The sequence below is a fragment of the Croceitalea sp. MTPC5 genome (assembly GCF_036985505.1).
Classification (GTDB): domain Bacteria; phylum Bacteroidota; class Bacteroidia; order Flavobacteriales; family Flavobacteriaceae; genus Croceitalea.
Genome location: NZ_BTGQ01000001.1, coordinates 392,894 through 413,910 on the forward strand (window position 1 = coordinate 392,894; position 21,017 = coordinate 413,910).

Sequence of the window (21,017 nt, forward strand, 5' to 3'; positions counted from 1 at the left end):
CCATAACAACAAAAACAATTGTGATGAACGGGGATATTATCGTACCAATAACATTTATAACTTCCATATTCGGAATTGTTTACTTCTACCTAAAATCGAGACACCGAGAGCGAAGCGCTATGATCGAAAAAGGCGTAGATGCGAGTTCCATCGAGAATAAAACCAAAACTATTGCAACTACTTTAAAAATAGGAATGCTGTGTGTCGGTATCGGTTTTGGAATTTTGATGGGCTATCTGGTCAATACCTTTTTTGGCGTACAGGACAGTCCCGTATTCTATTTTGCATTTACCTTCCTTTTTGGTGGCTTGGGCCTTATTCTAAATTATAAGATTGAAAAAAACAGTACAGATGGGTACTAAGACACTCGTTATATCCGCGATGCTGTTCTCATTTTATCTCAATGCCCAAACTAAATTCGAAAGTTTAGCGGATAGAGAAGAAATAATGGAACTCTTGCAAAAGTATAAGGTACCGGCTATGGGCCTGGGCATTATCGAAAATGGAAAACTTATAGCAGTAAATGCCTATGGTGAAATCAAAAAAGATGTTACCGCTCCATATAATACCATTTTTGATGTCGCTTCGTTGACAAAATCCGTTGTTACAATGACTACCCTTCAATTGGTGGAAAATGGGGATTGGAATTTAGACAAGCCGTTATATTCCTATTGGGTTGACCCCGATATTATAAATGATTCCCTTCATAAGAAATTAACGACCAGGCATGTATTGACCCATACTAGTGGATTTAATAATTGGCGTTGGATGGATGCTACCGGCAAACTTCAATTTCATTTTGAGCCAGGGAAGAAATTCAAATATTCAGGGGAAGGCTTCGAGTACCTGAGAAAAGCACTGGAAAGTAAATTTAAAATATCGTTACAGCGTTTATCAGATTCTTTACTCTTTCGACCCTTGGGTATGAAAGACTCGAGACATGCTTGGGACGAAAATGTTGATGAAAGCAGGTTTGCCATAGGACATGATACCCTTAAAAACAGCTATAAACTGCCTAAGGAAAAAAAGCCAAATGGCGCTGACAATGTATTGACCACCATCGAGGATTTTGGAATTTTTGGAATCAACGTTTTTGAAAAACTAAATACTACCAAGGGTGCTTATCAAGAAATGGTTAAACCACAGGTCATGGTTAGGGAAAAAATAGCCATGGGCCTTGGTTGGTTCATTTTTCCAGATTTACCCAATGATGAATATGCCCTATATAATGCAGGGGGTGATTCGGGAGTTCATACGGTCGTGGTGTTACTACCAAAGTCACAAAAGGGGGTCATCATATTTACCAATGGTGATAATGGGTATTTGCTTTATAAAGAGCTACTGCCAAAGTTATTGGAGGTAGGCGCCGAAATAATCAATAGAATCTAAATCAAATCAAATGAAAAACAACCAATTTATCCAGTCCATTGCAATCGTACTCTTTGTGATACAATCGGTAATGCTACATGCCCAAGACAAAAACGATAGTGCAATTAATATCGATACCGAACAGCAAATAAATAATCTCTTTGAAACCTGGAATACGAATAAAACCCCCGGTGCCGCAGTGGCTATTATAAAAGATGGTAAGATCGTCTTTAAAAAGGCCTATGGTTTGGCCAATCTTGAGTTTGGTATAAAAAATAGCCCATCGACGCTGTTCAATATTGCTTCTAATTCAAAGCAGTTTACCGCGTATGCCTTATTGCATTTAGTTGAAGAAGGGAAAGTGGATTTAGGGGATGACATTAGAAAATACATTCCTGAACTACCTGATTTTGGCGAAATTGTTAAAGTGAAAACCTTGGCACAACATACCCATGGAATACGGGGGATAACATACCTTTTGGGTATGGCCGGTTGGAATATCGAAGATGTAATTTCAAGGGAGGCCGTCTTAAAAATTTTAGGCCAACAAGAAGAGTTGAATTTTTCACCTGAGACCGATTTCTCGTATAACAACTCTGGTTATATGTTACTTGCAGAACTTATCGAACGTGTATCAGAAAAACCCTTTCATCGGTATTTGGATGAAATCATTTTTACGCCCTTAGAAATGAAAAGTACGGTCTTGTTTGAAGACTATCAGAAGGTCATACCTGACCTTGCCAGTCCCTATTTCTTTGATGGTGTGGGTTACAAAAAGGGCATCCGTAATTCAAAAGATATTGTCGGTAATACAGGTATACGAACGAATATTGAGGATTTAAGCAAATGGATCATCAACTTTGATAAGGGAAAAGTTGGTAATCAGGCGTTGTTCAATACGTTGGCCAAGCCCGGTATTTTAAAAAATGGGGATACCATCGGTTATTCCTGCGGTCAAATAGTTTCTATGCACAAGGGAAGACAGGTCGTAAGTCACGGAGGTGCCGATGCGGGGTATAGAAGTCAGATTTTGAGGTTTCCTGATGATCAGGTTGCAGTAATTGTGCTCACGAATGATGGGTCACTTAATGCTGATGAAAAAGCATATGCCATAGCTGATATTTATCTCGATGGTGAAAAGATGGCCAAGCCCCTAAAAACCGAAACCAATGATTCAAAATCGACTAGAATAGTGGCCAAAGGGACCTTAAAAAAGTACGAGGGTAAATTTGAACTTCAACCAGGTTTTATCATGGAATTTAATGAGAAAGAAGAAAACCTATATATTACGGCGACAGGCCAAGGGACCTTTCCATTAGAGACACTTAATGAGAAGCAATTTCAAATAAGAAGGATTAGTGCGATCATTACTTTTATTGAAGGTGATAATGGAAATTTCGATACTTTGACCTTTACCCATAACGGACAAAATACGCTAGGTAAAAGAATACAGTATAAATTGGATAATGCTACACTTGAAAAATATACCGGCATTTATTACAGTCCCGAGTTGCATACATCTTATGAGTTGAGTGTTGAGAACGGGGTGCTGCTTGCCAAACATCAACGCCAAGAAAGCACAAGATTATCACCTTTGGGTAAAAATAGGTTTTCAGGTAATACTTGGTTTTTCGGGACATTTGAGTTCAAGCTGCAAGAAGATATGGTAAAAGGCTTTAGGGTAAGTGCGGATAGGGTACGGAACTTAAGATTCAATAAGGTAGCGGAGACCTATTCCTATTGACGTTACAATACCATTTTTTTTACGCATTGTAATTCGATGGCATGAAAACATTTGATCAGTGTCGTAACCTTACCTGTGGGCACTGCCATATTTGAGTATTACGAAAATTTAAGAACGGCATCCTTTTGATTGGAAAATACTACCTATTTCCCTTATATAAATAATTGGACACGTATTCAGGTGGAGGGAACGGCCATGGAAAAAACAAAAAAAGAAAGACGGCGGTAACAAAATGTCAAAAATTGACTCTTTATAGGTAAAGGCTAAAATTTATACCCTTGCGATAAGATGAAAATATTGACAAAAGGAAAATATTACGGTAGTAAGGATTTAGAGGTTTCCTATAACGGAATTCTACTTTCGCAGTATAATTACAATACCAAACGAAAAACGGATTGGCACTATCATGAAAACCCCTATTTTATGTATGTTCTACAAGGTAATATGATGGACTGCAATAAGAAAGTGAAATCATTGTGCCCCGCTGGTAGTTTGATGTTCAATAATTGGCAAGAGGCGCATTATGGCTCTAAACATTCTGAAGATGCCAGTGGTTTCCATCTCGAGTTTGAGCGGGAATGGCTATTAAAAAATGAAATACCCCTGAATTTATTGGAAGGGAGCCAACTCATCGAAAACCCAAAATTGCATTTGCTTTTCGCAAAACTATATCACGAATTTTTGATTTCAGATGATTATAGTGATGTTTCCGTTGAAGTCTTATTACTTCAAATATGTGATGCTTTGGGCAATTTAAAACATACGAATGCCCAAAAGAATCCAAGCTGGGTAGCTAGCTTGAAAGAATTGCTACACTATGATTCCACCACACTTAGTCTTGAATATTTATCCCAAGAGCTAAAATTACATCCTGTGCATATTTCTAGGGCGGCATCAAAGCACCTTTCAATGAGTCTTGGCGAATATATACGACAGCATAAACTTAGAAAGGCCATTTCGCTACTTCTAAATTCAAATGATTCCTTAACTGAAATAGCCTATCAAACGGGTTTTTCTGACCAAAGTCATTTCAATCGGGTATTCAAATCGATTTTTAATAGCAGTCCAAGTGCTTATAGAAAAACGATCCATAAACATCTGTAATGTTAATTTCATCCTATTTTCAGAATAGGGGAACAGCTACTTTTGATTTTTCATTACAATCATGAAAGCTATGAAGCATTACTTTTTCCCCTTTTTCTATTTCTTGTTGACCAATATTTCAGCACAAATTGATTTTGACAAGGTCAATACCGTTGGTGCCCCGTTATTTCAAAAAATGGACAGTACGATAAATTCAGGGAAATATGAAAAAATCACAAGTGTACTAGTCGCCCATAACGGAATGGTTTTATTTGAAAAGTACTACAACGAAAATGATGTTAACTCTAAACATAACACACGTTCTGTCACTAAAACCATGGCAACTTTATTAACGGGCATCGCCATAGATCAAGGGTATGTTACCTCTGAAAATGATAAGATTTTCGACTATTTGCAGCACAAACTCCCTGTAAGAAATCCTGATAAACGTAAAGAAGAAATTACAATTGAAGATCTCTTGACCATGAGTTCTACTCTAGAATGTAGTGACTGGAATCATTACTCTAGAGGCAATGAAAATCGTATGTATCTTATAGAAGATTGGGCTAAATTTTATTTGGACCTTCCTATTTTTTCATATCCTTATGGGCCTAAACCAGAGGAACAGCCTTATGGTCGGGCATTTACCTATTGCACTGCTGGAGCTGCTTTAATGGCAGAAATTTTACAAAATGCCATTAAAGATGATTTGGTAGAATTTGCGAAAAAGCATCTTTTTGAACCATTGGCAATTGAAGACTATTCCTTGCATTATACACCTCTTGAAATATTAAATACTGCTGGAGGTAGTGAATATAGAAGTAGGGATTTTTTGAAATTAATACAACTATGTTTGAACAAGGGGCAATGGAATGGAAAACAAATTATTGCATCATCATGGATTGAAAAGGCATCGTCACCAAAAGCAAATGTCAGAAAGGGTACTGATTATGGGTATTTACTTTGGCTTAAAAGTTTTGGTAAAGACAAGAAGTATAAATCTTTTTACATGTCTGGTAATGGTGGTAATAAAGTTCTGGCATGTCCTGAATTACAGATGTCCGTTGTTATCACTACAACAAACTACGGCAATAGTGAAGGGCATTGGTACACTGATGATATTATGAACGAATTTATTGTTCCCGCAGTTGAAAAGCTTGCAAATTAGATATATCAATTGTTTAAAAACCTAATTCACATAGTATCCTAAAAGGTTTAAAGAAATAGTATTCATCAAATCAAAAATTAGAATTATGAAATCGAATCTTTTAATAGTACTTGTTACATGCCTATTGGTATCTTGTAGAGGTTTTGGTCAGCCAAAAGCGAATGATACCAATGCAAACGAGATTGGAAGTTTATATTTTTCAAAAGTAGACTTTACAGAGGCAAAGATTTCTTCAGCCCCATATTCAAAAAGTCTCAACCTACATGACGACAATTACCTTAGTATTGTTTTTACCTTAAGTAAACCACTCATAAAAGAACTTCAAGAATTGGCACCTGACCTGTCTGAAGAGGAACTGTTACGGAAGGGAAATTTTCAATTTTCATATCTAATAGACGGTGAAAAAATCTATGTTGAGAATTTAAACACGGGTGCAGGGCCGAAAACCCGTAAGACCGAAGCACTTCGACAGGTCATACCCTTAATAACACCAGAGCGAATAAATTTTTGGGGTTGGTTTATGTGGCAACGATTTATGAAAATGGGGGGTGGGGTAGATGCATTTACCCAAGGCGATCACACCCTGAGCATAGAGGTAAGGTCTTACTTAGAAACCGATACTCTAAAAGTTGGACCCCTTTTGGCCACAGGAAATATCGCTGTTACCGTTCCTAAAATAGAGATAGATGAAAGCATGGTTCCCGTTCAAAAAATACAACCCAATAGCGGGTGGAAAATTTCTAAAACCAACTATGACCGCGACAAAATTGAAGCACTCAATAGAAAAATTGCCGAAGGTAGATTTAAGGATATCAATGGAATCGTGGTATTAAAACATGGCGAACTCTTAATTGAGGAATATTTTAATGGTGCATCCAGAAGCAGTTTACACGACACCAGATCTGTCGGCAAATCATTCGCCTCTACTATTATGGGCATAGCTATCGAAGATGGGTTTATAAAAAATGAAGATGCCTTCTTGAAAGAATTTTACGATTTAAAATCCTACGAAAACCATAGTGCCAAAAAAGATTCCGTAACCTTAAAATCGCTCTTGACCATGAGTTCCGGATTTTTAGGTGATGACGAGGACGATGAAAGTCCGGGCACTGAAGACAAAATGCAAGCTACCAATAACTGGGTGAAGTTCACTTTAGATTTACCGATGCATAAAGACAAAGTAATAGGTAGGGATTATAATTATTTCACCGCAGGTACGGGCTTGTTAGGGGATATCATACATAAATCAGTTCCTGATGGGCTCGTTTCGTATGCCGATAAAAAATTATTCACCCCTTTAGGGATTACTGATTATAAATGGATCTACACCCCGCAACGTGTTGCATATACAGGCGGCGGAATACGTCTTAGGGCTATTGATTTTGCCAAATACGGACAGCTGTATAAAAACAAGGGACATTGGAATGGCAAACAAATCTTAACTCAAGAATGGGTAGAAAAAAGTTTGGCCAAGCAAGTATCTCAAGACTATGGGGGCATAAAAGGGTTTCACTATGGGTATCTCTTTTGGAACATGGTGTATACCATCAATGACAAAGACTATGAGGTTTCTTTTTCCAATGGAAATGGAGGTAATAAGATCTTTGTTTTTAAAGAAATTCCTTTTGTAGTGGTAATCACTGCCTCAGCATATGGAAAACTGGATGCACATACCAATGTTGACAAAATGATGGTGGACTATATTTTACCCGCAATACTGGCTAGACAATAATCGTATGGACTATGTATCAAAACAAGAATTACTTACTTTAAATTTACTATAAGCCATGTTTAAGAAACTATTGATTTTCGTATCGTTATCCCTGTCATTTATCATATGCCAAGCCCAAGAAACCATGGCAGCCTATATTGGCGAGTGGCAAGGAAAAACTGAAAATGCCAATGCCCTTGACTTAAATGTGACCATTAAAAGACTTAAGGGTAAAGATGCCCTGTTCACCCTTTCCAATACTAAAGAAATCGTATCGCATAACTTCCAATTTGATAAGGAAATCAATCTTATACTAGACGCTAATTTCGTCTTTAGCGGTATCGTTAACGATGCACGATCAGAAATAAAGGGTTTTATTCAAAATAAGGGAAACTTATATCCTACCGTACTCCGTAAAAAAGGTGCTGTTTTTGAAGGAAAATGGAATCTATCGATAATCCATTACCTGCAGCCGCAATCTTTACGCTTAACTATAAAGGAGAGCAACATTCCGAATGACGAATATCGTGGGTATCCCATTCTAGGGGGGCTATGGTGCAACAACTTTAAAAAGGAAAACACCACCATTTCGTTTGTGGATTATAATACAAACCTTGAATTTGAGGGGCAATTGAAGGGTTCTGAAATTGTATTGAATATAGGGCTATTGGGAAATTTCATTACAAAAGCATCATTTAAGAGAATGGTAGGGCCTAAAGGGGCCACGGGAACAAATAAATATACACAACTACGTGACGGTTGGGAGATAGCGGCCAAGGGATTAGTACTACGGAAAATGGAGGAGGACATTCGAAATGACACCCTAGTTGGTATAGAAGGGGTATTAGTTGCCCAAAAGGGCAAGATTGTTTATGAAAACTATTTTTCGGGTTTCAATGCCAATATTCCGCATGGTATGCGTTCTGCCTCAAAGAGCATTTCTTCGGCAATGATCGGTATTGCCATTGATGACCAAATTATTGGGAATGTTGATGAAAAGTTATATGATTTTATCCCTCAAGAATATCAGTATACCAAAGATGCCTTGAAATCTAAGATAACGATCAAAGACTTATTGACAATGAGCTCAGGATTGGATGTAAATAATAAGGCATACGAAGGTAATTATCAAGAATCCGATAATTGGTTAAAAACGGTTTTGGAAACGCCCATGGTAAAAGAGCCGGGTACTTATGCCGACTACGGATCGGCAAACCCATTTTTACTTGGTGTTTATTTAAGTAATCGTTTAAAGGTACCCTTGGAATCATATATGGTGGATAAGCTCTTCTCGCCTATGGGAATTACAAACTACATCATAAATACTGACGACACAAAAGCGATACCTTATTTTGGGGGCGGCTTTCGATTGACCCCAAGGGATATGCTTAAATTTGGACAACTCTATTTAAATGGTGGTGTTTGGAACGGGCAACAAATTATTTCAAAACATTGGGTTGAAGCGTCGTTTAAGAGACATGTTCAACTGCAGGATAGGAATAAAATCGAATATGGCTATCAATGGTGGCATGGCGGCTATAATATTGCTGGACAATCAATTGAAACCGTAGAAGCAAGGGGCGCTGGAGGGCAACGCATTATTGTTGTTCCTGCTTTAGAAGCTGTCGTGGTGGTAACCGCAGGTAATTATCGAAATAGGAAAAGTTATTTGTCCCAAGTACTATTTGAGACACATATACTCCCCAAACTTGTGAATTAAAATAAAAATACCAATGATAAAATTAAATATGGAAACACTCTTTGTCTTGTTAAGCCTATTGTTCTTTGTAAACGTATTTGGACAAACGGAGCCTAATGAAAAACTAAAATATCTAGGTCAAAAACCACCTAACACGACCCCAGAGGTTTTTGCTCCAAATTTTATTTCCAAAAAAGGGGAGTATGAGTTCGGATCTGTCTTTAATAAAGATGCTACCGAATTCTTTTATGGGGTGAATGTCAATGGAAAAGAAGAGATTCGGTATACCAAGTTAGTTAAAAACGTTTGGAGTCAACCCAGAACTATTCTATCCCATAAAGCTTATGGTTACAATGACCCTTTTCTTTCGCCTGATGAAAATCGATTATATTTTATTTCCCAAAGGGCCTTAAATGGGTTGAACAGCAAGGAGGACTATGACATTTGGTATATTGAAAAATCGAAAGATGGATGGTCACAACCTTTTAATGCCGGGCCGAACATTAATACCAAGGGCAATGAATATTACATTTCATTTACCAAGAATGGCACCATGTATTTTTCATCAAATAAAAATGGGGGGAACTTTGATATATACTCCTCAAAAGCAGTTAATGGGGAATTTCAAAAGGCAGAACCGATGGGTAACGCCATAAATACACCTAATTACGAGGCGGATGTTTTTATTGATCCAAATGAGTCTTACGTCATTTTTTGTGCAACGAGACCAGATGGCCTTGGTAGGGGCGATTTGTATATTAGTTTTAAAAATTCGGATGGTGTATGGGGAAATGCCAAGAACATGGGTACATTGATCAACAGTAGAGGCCATGAACTCTGTCCGTTTGTGAGTAAAGATGGAAAATACTTTTTCTACACCAGTAACCAAGATATTTATTGGGTCGATGCTAGAATCCTTGAGCATTATCGGGATTAATTTAAAGTGGAATCTGGATTTCTTTTTAGGTCATGTTTCTTACCAAACACCGAAACCCTAAAAACAGAAAAACCACTCAAGTAAACTTGGTGGTTTTTTCATTTCAAGCTTAGTGCTTGTTTGCGGAGAAAGAGGGACTATCCAAAATCTTGTTTTTTGAGGTTTTATAGGGCTTAAAACATCCTTCGAAATTTACTGACACCGAATTAGCCCCTTTTTAACAAATGTTTAAGAGTTTTGTGATGTTTCGGGTTCAAATTCTTGTAAATGAGTTTAAGCAAAATTCTTATTGACAGATTATAGTAAACTTTCGAGTAAAGTAGCAATATTTAATGCTTTTCTCGAAAGTTTACTTCAAATGAATCATACTATCCACAAAAATTGAAGCCTATTGTTTATTTAAAGTGTATGCTTGTTTTTCCTTCGGAAAGAAGTCGCTGTCTTACGTTTCTAAAAACCTAAATCATTTTTTAGCGTTGTACTTTTGTTATTTGAGTCTAATTCGTTTAATAGTAATTCCAAAACACGTTTAATGTATAATTCAATATTTTCTTCATTAATAAAAACAAAATATTGATTCATATAATGGTCATAAATAACTCCATCTACTTCAAGTGAGGTTATAAATTCTGCATAATTCTCATCGGGAACTTTTATCGGACTAATTTGCATAAGTCTTTGATAATCTGGTCGCTCTTGGGTAGCATCTGAATTTCTTGCTGGAATATGTTTCCTAATCACTGGAAGAAGATGATTTAAGAAATGTTCTCGTCTCACAATAACGTCTTCATGTAAATCATTGAGCTCACCTGACCACTGACTAAGATGGATTTTAAGCGAATCACTTTGGATTAAATCCAACTTTCCAGAACTTATTGCCTGATTAATGTATCCAACACTTGGGTCAAAAGTTGCATACATACTTAATCGCCCTATTAAACTATCCGTTTGCTTAGGTGTTTTTGTGTTTAAGTCAGTTTCTAAAAAGTAATGCGAGGCTTCTAATGTTGCGAGATTGATTTTATGGTCAGAATGAAGTTCATTTAGATTTTTGGTAAACTCTTGCTGTAAATTATGCAGTAGTATTCGTTCTTCTTTTCTATCGTCTTGATAGTTTTTCCAATTATTAAGACTTAAAGCAATCAATATTCCGATGACCACGAGGACGATTTCGCCAATGGCATATTTGAGGTACTTTACAGTTTTGCCTTCTGACAGTAAATTTTGTCTTATATGTCTGAAGAATTTTATCATTCTTCTATGCCCATTTTTTGTCTTCGGCCATTGCCATACTCAATAAATGAACCATCAAAATACTTTCTAAATGGATGTTTGAGCAATGCTCCAAAACCGCCTGAAAGTACTATGCCATCAACTAATGCTTTTCTTGATTGCCAATGTTTTTCACTCAACATTCTATTTTCATATTGTAGAAACAAGTTTTCAACGTGCCGTACTTCTGCACCAAATAAATAAAACCCGTGATTTTGCTCTTCCTCTGTTAAGGCCTCTGGGTTTTCTCTAAACGTTGAGATGAGTTGCGCCAATTCTTTTGAGTTACCAAAATTGAGCAGCAGGTTTATATCCAATTCTGCAATAGCTTGAAACGTGGATGCCTGGGTTGCCTTGGTATTTCTTTTAATTTGAATACCGACAAAAATCAATGATATGATAATGGCTAATCCCGATATAATCTCAGCTATTAAAGCATATTCCTGAAGTAATTCGTTCATTTTATTTGTTTTTAAACGGTCTAAATGCTTACTGTTTTCTTTTTAAATGATGTTAAGCGCTTCTATTTCTTAAAAACTTAATCATTGTTTTCAGCGCATTTGTTTTGAAGCAAACCAATCATTGCTACTATTTCATCTTCAAGTGATTTCAACAATTGTTTATTGCGAGAGTTGATTCCCAAATAAAAGACGGCATCATTTATCATTATTTCCCTTACTTCCGTAGTAAAATTGACTTTTGAATTCAGTAGGTCAAGGTTGACTTTTGTGGTATCAATTCCGTTTAATTGCTTTAGCACTTTTATCCATCCGGAACTAATAAAATCCTTCTTTTCAAAAAAACGTTTGTCTGTGATAGCTTTTCCATTAGTTTCTATGATAGAGCTGGTTCTATTCATTGACTGATAGTAGGAGGCCAATTTATCTTTAACAGAAAAGTCTGTTAAAATGTTCAGGTTTCCACTCGATTTAATATCCTCAAATGCATCGGTAGTAGCTCGGTAATTTCTATTGGAAAATTTGACGGAATTTAAAAGATATGCTCCAATACTGTCCAAAGGCATGGTATTGTCCAGCAACTTTTGAATTATGATATTATTCGCGTTAATTCTTATATCTAATAGGTCAAGAGAGTATTCATAATTACTGTAATCCTGCCTAACATCTTCCAATAACCTACAATAATACTGCGCTTCTAATTTTCGGTCTTTTTTGTATTGATTCCAATCATTTATCTGTAGCGCAATTAAAATCCCAATGACCACCAGGATGATTTCGCCAATGGCGTATTTTAAGTAGCGTCCAGTTTTCCCTTCGGAAAGTAGTCTCTTTCTAATATTTCTAAATAGTTTTATCATATCAAATTACCTTCAACTATAAATAACTTAGCCACCATTTGTCCCGGTTGTTGGCTTTGTACCGCATATACCTTTTACTGATGGGATACAGCAACAAGACCACGCCTACCCAAACCAAATACACTACCGCTAACGAGTAGCCGTAATTAATGAGGGAAGCATTCTGGAAACGTTCGCCTGTCAGCACCATCTCTTGCCAATCGTCGCCAGAAAGTACCATTGCACCCATAGCCAATGAATGAATGACCAACACGTGCAGGAAATAGTAAAAGAGCGGCACGCGCCCAAATACCAGAAAGAAATCGGTCAATTTGTTTTTAACCCGCTCAATGGCAACTAAAAACAATAGGGCAGGCCCCAAGGTGATACAGAAAAACAACAACGAGGGCGGATATTTGGTCACATTAAAAAACGAAATAATGGTCTTGGCAGTAGTGTCTTGATAGCTCCAAGGTACCAAATCGCCATAACCATTGATGCCGCGTACCACAAAAAAGAACACCAATAATCCAAAACCGAGGCGCAACAACCATTTTTTTCGGGTGTTGGGGTCAAATCCTTTTTGGTAAAAGGTTCCGAACAAATACCCAAGTGCCATAATACCAATCCAGGGTAGCAAGGGGTAATAAAGCAATATTAAATGGTTGGGGTTCACCAATACAGATTCCTGCTGGTGAAAGGCGTACCACAAAATGCTTAGGACACTTTGCCCTTCCATAACCAAACCATCCAACAAATTGTGACCTGCCACTAACAAAATACCCAAGCCGAAAAGCACTTTTTTCGGTAGATAAATTAAAAATGCCAAACAAACCATACTAAACCCGATGGCCCAAATAACACCAAATATTTGCAAGCTGTAACTTAGGTCAAAAGTCCAGATAAGGTTGTTTACAACTATTTCCAATACAATTAACCAAACACCGCGGCTCAGCAGAAATTTAAACAACTGCTTTTTGCTTTTCTTGCTTCCGTACAAAAATGCCGACGTACCTGCCAAAAACACAAACACCGGCGCGCAATAATGGGTGATAAAGCGGGTGAAGAAAACAGCTGGCGTAGTGGTTTCTAAAGCCGTTGGGTCTATAAAAAAAGACCCGTAGTGAAAATAATCACGAACGTGGTCTACGGCCATAATGACCATCACCACGCCTCGTAAAATGTCAATAGATTCGATTCGGTTGGCTATTTGTTTCATACATTGAGTTTGCCCGGTTTAACTAAGTGCTGCTAGAGTTTGGTGTGGGTTTTCATTTTCACTTTTTATAGACAACTCCACCTTTCATTACAAACACTACGTTTTCCAGACTTTTTATATTTTGAAGCGGATTCGTTTCAATGGCAATGATGTCAGCTAGTAGCCCTTGCTTTATTTCACCTCTGTCTTTAAGATTGAGCATTTCGGCGGGAATTATGGTAGCGGATTTAATGGCCTGCAAAGGTGTCATTCCACGGGCAATCATTGCAGATAACTCCTTTGCATTCATTCCGTGTGGAATAAGCGGTGCATCGGTACCAAGGGCAATTTTAACGCCCGCTTTAACAGCTTTTTCGTGACTCTTGGTGGCGATAGGAATGATATACTTGGCTTTCTCAACAAGCTGCGGGTTCATTTTGTCATACCCTTTGGGTATTACATCAAACAATCCTGTAGTTGGTACTAGGTAGGTTCCCTTTTCTATCATTAGTTGTATGGCTTCATCATCTAATATGGAACCGTGCTCAATAGACGTTACACCCGCATTAATGGCGGCGATTATTCCCTCTGTTCCGTGTGCGTGGGCGCCTACTGTGATATGATGTCTTTTAGCCTCATCTACAATAGTCTTCATTTCTTCATCGGTAAGTTGTTGTGCTCCTAGCGATTCTTCTAATGATAAAACTCCGGCTGTAGCCATAATCTTTATGGCTTTCGCACCATACTTTATTTGATGTCTTACCGCTCTTAACACCTCATCCTTTCCATCTGCTACGCCATATTCAGGTTCCGCATCCAAAATACCATCTGCATAACCCGCAATCATCGCTAAATCGGCGTGTCCTCCCGTGATGCCTATCATATGTCCGCAGGGAATGATTCTTGGGGCTTCAATCCACCCATTTTTCTCTGCTTCTGAAAGCGCCACATCAATAAGTTCGATAGTAGGGTGTGTCTGGCCAATGTTTCTTACCGTGGTAAAGCCAGATAAAAGGGTTTTTCTAGCGTTTCTGGCTGCTCTCAATGTTTGCTTGCTTCCACTTTCGGTGACGAGTAGATATTCATAATTCTCTACAAAGTCTAAGTCCAGATGAACGTGCATATCCATTAATCCGGGTAGTAGAATCTTTCCCGTTAGGTCTATTATTTCTATGTTTTCTGGAATGGAAGCGGGATTGATGGATTGTATCAATTCACCTTCAACAAGAATATTTGCTGGTTGAATTAATTTTCCTGTGCTTACATCCAAATAGGCTTCCGCTTTTAGGAGCTTTGTTTGCGCATAGATTGAAATGGTGAATGAACACAAGGCAATAAGTAAGTAGCGTTTTTTCATTTTTTTGAGTTTTTGGTTAATGTGCCTGCCCCCGGTAGGCAGGCTTTCGTTAGTTACAGTTTTTATCTTTTAATAATTTAATGGGTTCTTGTATTTCTTGTTTTAGATTAGCATAATGCTGCCGCTGCCTTATTTGCATCCCCAAAATGAAGACAAGATTATCCTGAACCTTTTTGAAATAAGGATGCGTAGGGTCGTTGGTCCAATCAACTTTAGGTAATAAAGCAATGAGTTCTTCACCAAGCGCTTTTTTCATATAATCAACATCTTGATATCCCAGTTCTGTTATACGGTCATAATTGGCAGCCCTCTTAACAATTTCACTCCTGTTTTCCTCTAGAAGATTTAAAGTGTTGTTTAAAAAGGCTCGGTGCTCTATGAGCCGGTTCTTCAATTCAATATCTTTCAATAGTTTTAATTGCCCTGAGGATGTTATATCGTCAAAAGTGATGGTACTGGGTACAAAAACGTCTTGCCTGGCAGTTGCAATGAATTTGTTTAGAATGGTACTCTTAACATTGGGTATCTTATTTAAATCTTTTATCAGTGCTTTGGTGAGTTGTATTCTTTTGTTTATCAGTTCGTTATTTTCATCAATGAGCTTCTCATTTAGCACAAAGTCATCCAGAATTCTACAATAGTAATCGGCTTCGGTAATGCTGTTTTTTCGGTCTTCGTTCCAGTTATTGATTTGAAGGGCTATTAGAATTCCAATGACGACTAAGACGATTTCGCCTATGGCGTATTTAAAGTACTTACTGGTTTTTCCTTCGGAAAGTAGTCGCTTTCTTATGTTTCTGAAGAACTTAATCATTCTTTGTTGATTTGTTATGCTTAGGTGTCTTCGTTATTTTTCATCTAGATACTGAATCAAACGTTTCCTTAATGCTATGCCTTCTTGAAGCAATTCACTGTGTGTACTGTACAATGGTGCCATCAATGCTTGTTTGAGAGTTGATTTATTTGCAAACTCTTTTACGCTATCAGACTGTGTAGATTCATAAAAAAATGAATTATCAAAGGCGTCCACTTCCATTTTTGCAAAATCTGGCAAACCATCTTGTAGTACAGAATTGATATTAAAAAATGGTATCAGGTCAATGCCTGCGCTATATATCACTTTAAGATTGGTTTCCTGAAAGTCCATTACATTTGAAACATTATCATAGTAGGATTGAATTTTATTTTTAATGGAATCGTTTAAGATATAATTCAACTTACCTGAAAATTGGATTTGATTAAAAATGATTTGATTAGGCACGAAACTGGCCGAAAATGAGCCTTCATAAATTTTTTGTTTTAGCAAGGGTTTATTCCGCCTTATCGAATCATTCTTCAATGCGCTTAGAAGTATTCTGTTGGCATCTATGAAAGTGCTATCTATTTTCGTCACAAATGTTAAACTCTTAATGTCCTCTTCAATATTTTGTATTAAACCCGTAATAAGTATTTTTTCTTCTTTCTTTATTTTTTCATTTTCACTCCAGTTATTGATTTGAAGCGCGATTAAAATCCCTATTACGACTAGGACAATTTCGCCTATGGCATAAATGAGATATTTACTGAATTTATTTCCTGCCTTGCCGGCAGGCAGGTCAGAGAGTAGTCTTTGTCTTATTTTTCGGAAAAATTTAATCATTGGTTAGTAGTTTCTGATAATGATGCGCAACCCATATTAGATTAAGGATAAACAAATCAGCCACAATCTATAGATAGACAATGAAGCCAAGCATTATGGTTTTAGACAGTTTCAGAAGCTTTTATTCTCTATTCCAACTGATAAATATTTCGGCTATCAACAAAGGAATTGCAAAAGAAACCCATATCGTTGTTGGACCAGTTTCAATAAAATCACCTAAGTTTTCTACAAATGGCAATCCGTCTAAAAACCGAAATGTTACAAAACCAAAAGTCACTACATAACTTCTTATCATCCAGTCTTTGTGTTGTTGTATTCGTTTCCGTCTTACCGAGATATATGCCATAGATGCAGTAACTATCCAAGCAAATGCTAGAGCTTGCAAGGCGACTGCCCAAGTCCAATGTATTTTTAAAGCACTTGTCCAAGCTAAATAGGTTGAAGATACTGTTGCTACTACAATGGCCATTAGATATATCCTACCAAGCCATCTATGTGTTGTTAAATAGTTGTTTCTAAAGGCTTTCCAGAATTGAAAAGGCCCAATTACCAAAGCTAAAAACCCTCCTGAAATATGCCCTATTAGAGACCATTTGTAGTTCCACCACCTACCCAAAACTTCTTTGTTAAATCCAAAATAGGGCAAAGCATCATTTATGATGAATTTTCCCGCTAATACTATCAAGAATACCCAGCCTACTACATATACATAGGATTTGGGTTTGGAAAGCTTAAAAGTGCTCGATTCTTTCATTTTTATCGGTTTTAGTTGGTGATAATGGTCTTGTGCGACCGTACTTTTATTCAGATTTATGCACCTCAAGCTCAATTTCAACCATAAATTCTGGCAATGCCAAGGCCTTTACTTCAAGCCAAGAACCTGTGGGAAATCCGTTTTTGTAAATCTCAGCACGGTAACCAGAAACTTCTAGCATTTTTGGCATATTGGTAGTAAAAATGTCTTCCTTTACTACATCATCAAAAGTGCAACCGTAGTGGGTGAGTATCTTTTGCAAATCGGCATAACAGTTTTTCATCTGTTGTTCCATATCGCCAATAGCGGTTGGATTTCCAGCATCTCCCATGCTGACCGCTCCTGAAATTTTAATGATGTTGCCAATTTTTACGGCGTGTGAGTAGCCGTAGGCTTTTTCTACTTCGGGGCGTAGTAGGAAGTATTCTGGTTTTATAACGAAAGTTGTTTCGTCCTCAATTTCGGTTTCCTTCTCGGATACTTGGTTGCAGCTTGATAGTAAGAATATGGATACCATAAAAACAAGCATTTGTTCCAATGAAATAAAAATTGAATTTTTCATAATAATTGGTAATGAGACACGTAATCTCAAGTATAAATTAACCTCTGCAATTTAAAATGGAGAACTTGATGGGTCAACCACATCTTAATGTGAAATTTGGAGCTATTATTCTGTATATTTAGACATTACAACCAATTTAGCCAGTCCTTTTGAGTATTATTATTAGACATTTACGAACTCTTTTCGGCTTTGTTATATGTTTTTTTATTGGAAATGCGCTCGCTCAAAATCCTTCACAAATTGATGTACTGAACACAGACCACGGTCTTCTATTTAGAGACGTGTCTAATATTACGCAAGACAGTACCGGTTTAATGTATTTTGGTACGACCCAAGGTCTTAATCGTTACGATGGTACAAATTTTAAGGCCTATACAAGCGATACCAATAATCCCTTTTACATTAAAGAAGACTTCATCAAAGCCAATATGGTTTATGAGCCCACCGAGAATGCCTTATGGTTTATGGCCAATGATGAGTTATTTCAATTGCGGTTAACTGAAGATTCCATTATAAACTACACCAGAAAACACAACTTAAAAGATAGGGTTCTGGATGTCTTTAAAACAAAAGACAATGCTATATGGGTAGTTACCGATGATTTTTGGGAAGTAAAAAAGGATAGCTCAAAATTATACCTTCAAAAGTTTGAAAACAATGCCTTTCACGTTATGGCACAGATTAATCGTTATAAACGTGTTTTCAACCAAGTGGCCATAGATGCTGATGGTTTTATATGGTGGACAACCACTCGGGGAACCAACAAATATAGTCTTAAAGGCGAGTTGTTAGAGCACATAAAATTAGATACCCATAATTGGTCAGGTGATGCGATACACTATGTACCTTCCTTTTTCGATAGCAATAACACCCACTATTATTTTCCAAACTCTACAGGTGGCATTGCCATTTTCGATACTAAAACCAAGACTCACAAAACCATACTAAAATCAAATGAAATTTTCAGGCATGCCGTAGAAGATAAGAATAATAATATATGGTTTTCGAGTGATTCCAGTGTATATAAGATGGATGCTCAGGGCAATTTTACCAATTATGGCAACCTATTAAAAAGCACTTTTGATTTTTCTGTAATCAGTTCTTTATTTGTTGATAAAACTGGCTTACTATGGGGAAGTACCGACAATGGCCTCTTCAAAATAAAGACCGAAGAACAACTTTTTAGAACGCTCTTTAAATCTGAAAAGGAAGGTTGGGGAAACTCCATGCGCGGTATTTTTGAAGCTTTTGAAGGTCGTATATTTTCCTTATGTGAAAATCAGCATAAACTCTGGTACACTACAAAAACGGGAATAACCGACACCTTGCCCTTAAAAAATGCTTTAGGAAAGCCTATATCCCTCTTATATGATGCCAATTTCTTGGTAACCGACGAAACTAAAACCAAAGCCTATACTACAGCAAATGGTTTAAGCGAAATAGATTTAAAAACAGGGCTTACTACAACGTACAATGCCTTTACATCAAACAACAATGTTAATGGACCTAATAGTTTACTTCGGTTAGACAACGGTAAATTGCTCTTTGGCTATACCTTTGAACACTTAACGTTATTTGACCCCAAGTCTAAAAAAAGCAAACCTATTTTCAGCACAAAGTCGCTTGATTCTAATATCAGGGATATTCGGGTTTTTGAAAAAAGTCGTGACCAAGACCAAGTTTGGTTGGGCACCCGCAATGATGGCGTCATAAAAATTGACCTTAAAGGCCAAATAGTCACCTCTTACAATCAAAGTACCCTACCAGGGTTCGGTAATTATCAAATTTTGTCCATACTGGAAGATGATGATGGGAGTTTATGGGTTGGTACTTATGGTGGTGGCCTAAAACATATTTCTGGGGATGGTGAACTTTTAGCACATTATTCAACGGACAATGGTTTACCAAACGACAATGTGGTAGGTGTTTTAAAAACAGAAAACAATACGTTATTAATAAGTACCTACGATGGCTTGTCTGTTATGGATATGTCGTCTGGGGAATTTCAAAACTTTTACGCTGAAGACGGTCTTTCGCATAATGAATTCAATTATTCCTCTTTTTTTAAAAGCAATAACGGTTTGTTTTATTTCGGGGGAATGAATGGTGTGAACGTGTTTGACCCTAAGGAGCTTGAACAGCCTGTTGAACCACCAGACATACAGTTTTTAGGAATTTCAGGTTATAATAGCAAGACCAAAGACTATTTTGAAACCGATTACGCCCAAACCGAATTTTCGGAGCTCGAGATTTCGCCTTATGACCAGTATTTTGAAGTAAATTGGTCACTGCCCAGCTATTTTCAGAATAACAAAAATACTTTTAGCACCCAGTTGGAGGGCTTTGAAGACCGATGGTTTTATCAGGGCAACGCCACATCTATCCGATACAACCAGCTACCGGCAGGCAACTATGTGTTAAAGGTGAAGGGCACCGATTCTAGCGGCAAAGAGAGTGCTTCGGTGCTGTCCATACCCATTACCGTAAGGCAAATATTTTACAAGCGTTGGTGGTTCATTGGGTTGGTCTTATTGGCTCTTTCAGGCATTGTTTATAGTGTTTTTAGGTATCGGCTGCAACAAATATTGGCTATAGAACGGTTACGTACCCAAATATCCAGCGACCTGCACGATGATGTGGGCTCGATGCTATCGGGCTTGGCGATGCAAACCGAACTTTTGGAGGCAACTGCCAGCGAAAAAGACAAAAAGCGTTTGCATAAAATCGGGAATATCAGTCGAAATGCCGTTTCACAAATGCGGGATTTGGTATGGAGCATAGACAGCCGTCGTGAGACCATTGCCCACTTGATTGAACGTATGCAGGAACTAGCCGAAGAACTCCTGTTGTCCAAAGGCATCACCTTCAACATTAATAGCAAGGGCATCAAAAATCTGGACAAAAAATTGCCCACTCAAACCAAGCAGGACATTTTCTTGATTTACAAAGAAGCCATTAACAATGTGGTACGGCACTCTGATGCCACGCAGGTACAAATAAAGATTGTCAATAGCCCCAAGGGTTGCTCGTTTACCATACAGGATAATGGTAGCAACAAAGAAACCTATAAATCTACTGGTTTTGGCCTTTCAAATATGAAAATGCGTGCCAAAAAATTGAAGGGAACCCTGAATTTTCATACCGAAAATGGCTTTAGTGTACAACTGGACTTGCCTTTTCAAATGTGATTTTTTCACATTGTTATGTGGTTTATTGACGGGTTGCATT

At 37.4% G+C, this 21,017-nt stretch carries 18 protein-coding genes; 9 read left to right on the top strand and 9 right to left on the bottom strand.

Annotated features, from left to right (window positions below):
• The first annotated feature begins 23 nt into the window (after positions 1 to 23).
• The 8 genes from AACM45_RS01810 to AACM45_RS01845 all read left to right on the top strand — a co-directional run bounded on the left by AACM45_RS01810 (position 24) and on the right by AACM45_RS01845 (position 9,710).
• A complete protein-coding gene (locus AACM45_RS01810; RefSeq protein WP_339140354.1) occupies positions 24 to 362 on the top strand; it encodes a DUF6249 domain-containing protein in 339 nt (112 codons plus the stop codon).
• Entirely contained in the window at positions 352 to 1,389 is a 1,038-nt protein-coding gene (locus AACM45_RS01815; protein ID WP_339140355.1) for a serine hydrolase domain-containing protein, read from the top strand. The genes AACM45_RS01810 and AACM45_RS01815 overlap by 11 nt, the downstream gene beginning before the upstream one ends.
• Positions 1,390 to 1,399: 10 nt before the next feature.
• Entirely contained in the window at positions 1,400 to 3,112 is a 1,713-nt protein-coding gene (locus AACM45_RS01820) for a serine hydrolase domain-containing protein (protein WP_339140356.1), read from the top strand.
• Positions 3,113 to 3,400: 288 nt separating this feature from the next.
• Complete coding sequence (locus tag AACM45_RS01825) at positions 3,401 to 4,216, top strand: helix-turn-helix domain-containing protein (protein ID WP_339140357.1); 816 nt, start codon at positions 3,401 to 3,403, stop codon at positions 4,214 to 4,216.
• 70 nt (positions 4,217 to 4,286) lie between these two features.
• Positions 4,287 to 5,363, top strand: a complete 1,077-nt coding sequence (locus tag AACM45_RS01830; RefSeq protein WP_339140358.1) for a serine hydrolase domain-containing protein — start codon at positions 4,287 to 4,289, stop codon at positions 5,361 to 5,363.
• An 85-nt stretch (positions 5,364 to 5,448) separates the two neighbouring features.
• Complete coding sequence (locus AACM45_RS01835; protein WP_339140359.1) at positions 5,449 to 7,095, top strand: serine hydrolase domain-containing protein; 1,647 nt, start codon at positions 5,449 to 5,451, stop codon at positions 7,093 to 7,095.
• A gap of 55 nt (positions 7,096 to 7,150) precedes the next feature.
• Entirely contained in the window at positions 7,151 to 8,794 is a 1,644-nt protein-coding gene (locus AACM45_RS01840; RefSeq protein ID WP_339140360.1) for a serine hydrolase domain-containing protein, read from the top strand.
• Between the two features lie 13 nt (positions 8,795 to 8,807).
• Complete coding sequence (locus tag AACM45_RS01845) at positions 8,808 to 9,710, top strand: hypothetical protein (protein WP_339140361.1); 903 nt, start codon at positions 8,808 to 8,810, stop codon at positions 9,708 to 9,710.
• A 450-nt stretch (positions 9,711 to 10,160) separates the two neighbouring features.
• Here AACM45_RS01845 and AACM45_RS01850 read toward each other — a convergent pair whose 3' ends face one another.
• The 9 genes from AACM45_RS01850 to AACM45_RS01890 form a co-directional block, all read right to left on the bottom strand.
• The gene (locus tag AACM45_RS01850) at positions 10,161 to 10,964 is read right to left on the bottom strand and encodes a DUF6090 family protein (protein ID WP_339140362.1); all 804 of its coding nucleotides are present in this window, start codon (positions 10,962 to 10,964) and stop codon (positions 10,161 to 10,163) included.
• Complete coding sequence (locus AACM45_RS01855) at positions 10,961 to 11,443, bottom strand: hypothetical protein (RefSeq protein ID WP_339140363.1); 483 nt, start codon at positions 11,441 to 11,443, stop codon at positions 10,961 to 10,963. The genes AACM45_RS01850 and AACM45_RS01855 overlap by 4 nt, the downstream gene beginning before the upstream one ends.
• 77 nt (positions 11,444 to 11,520) lie before the next feature.
• On the bottom strand, positions 11,521 to 12,300 hold the full coding sequence (locus AACM45_RS01860) for a DUF6090 family protein (protein WP_339140364.1): 780 nt from the start codon (positions 12,298 to 12,300) through the stop codon (positions 11,521 to 11,523).
• Positions 12,301 to 12,316: 16 nt separating this feature from the next.
• On the bottom strand, positions 12,317 to 13,498 hold the full coding sequence (locus AACM45_RS01865; protein WP_339140365.1) for a DUF1624 domain-containing protein: 1,182 nt from the start codon (positions 13,496 to 13,498) through the stop codon (positions 12,317 to 12,319).
• Between the two features lie 58 nt (positions 13,499 to 13,556).
• Positions 13,557 to 14,834, bottom strand: coding sequence for a metal-dependent hydrolase family protein (locus AACM45_RS01870; RefSeq protein ID WP_339140366.1), 1,278 nt, complete (start codon positions 14,832 to 14,834; stop codon positions 13,557 to 13,559).
• Positions 14,835 to 14,883: 49 nt separating this feature from the next.
• Positions 14,884 to 15,648, bottom strand: a complete 765-nt coding sequence (locus tag AACM45_RS01875; protein ID WP_339140367.1) for a DUF6090 family protein — start codon at positions 15,646 to 15,648, stop codon at positions 14,884 to 14,886.
• Between the two features lie 33 nt (positions 15,649 to 15,681).
• Positions 15,682 to 16,473: a DUF6090 family protein gene (locus AACM45_RS01880; RefSeq protein WP_339140368.1), complete on the bottom strand. Its 792-nt coding sequence runs from the start codon at positions 16,471 to 16,473 to the stop codon at positions 15,682 to 15,684.
• A gap of 121 nt (positions 16,474 to 16,594) precedes the next feature.
• A complete protein-coding gene (locus AACM45_RS01885; RefSeq protein ID WP_339140369.1) occupies positions 16,595 to 17,227 on the bottom strand; it encodes a DUF2306 domain-containing protein in 633 nt (210 codons plus the stop codon).
• A gap of 46 nt (positions 17,228 to 17,273) precedes the next feature.
• Positions 17,274 to 17,789, bottom strand: a complete 516-nt coding sequence (locus AACM45_RS01890; protein WP_339140370.1) for a RidA family protein — start codon at positions 17,787 to 17,789, stop codon at positions 17,274 to 17,276.
• A gap of 281 nt (positions 17,790 to 18,070) precedes the next feature.
• On the opposite strand from AACM45_RS01890, the gene AACM45_RS01895 reads away from it, so the two are divergent.
• Positions 18,071 to 20,977, top strand: a complete 2,907-nt coding sequence (locus AACM45_RS01895) for a ligand-binding sensor domain-containing protein (protein ID WP_339140371.1) — start codon at positions 18,071 to 18,073, stop codon at positions 20,975 to 20,977.
• Positions 20,978 to 21,017 lie beyond the last annotated feature (40 nt).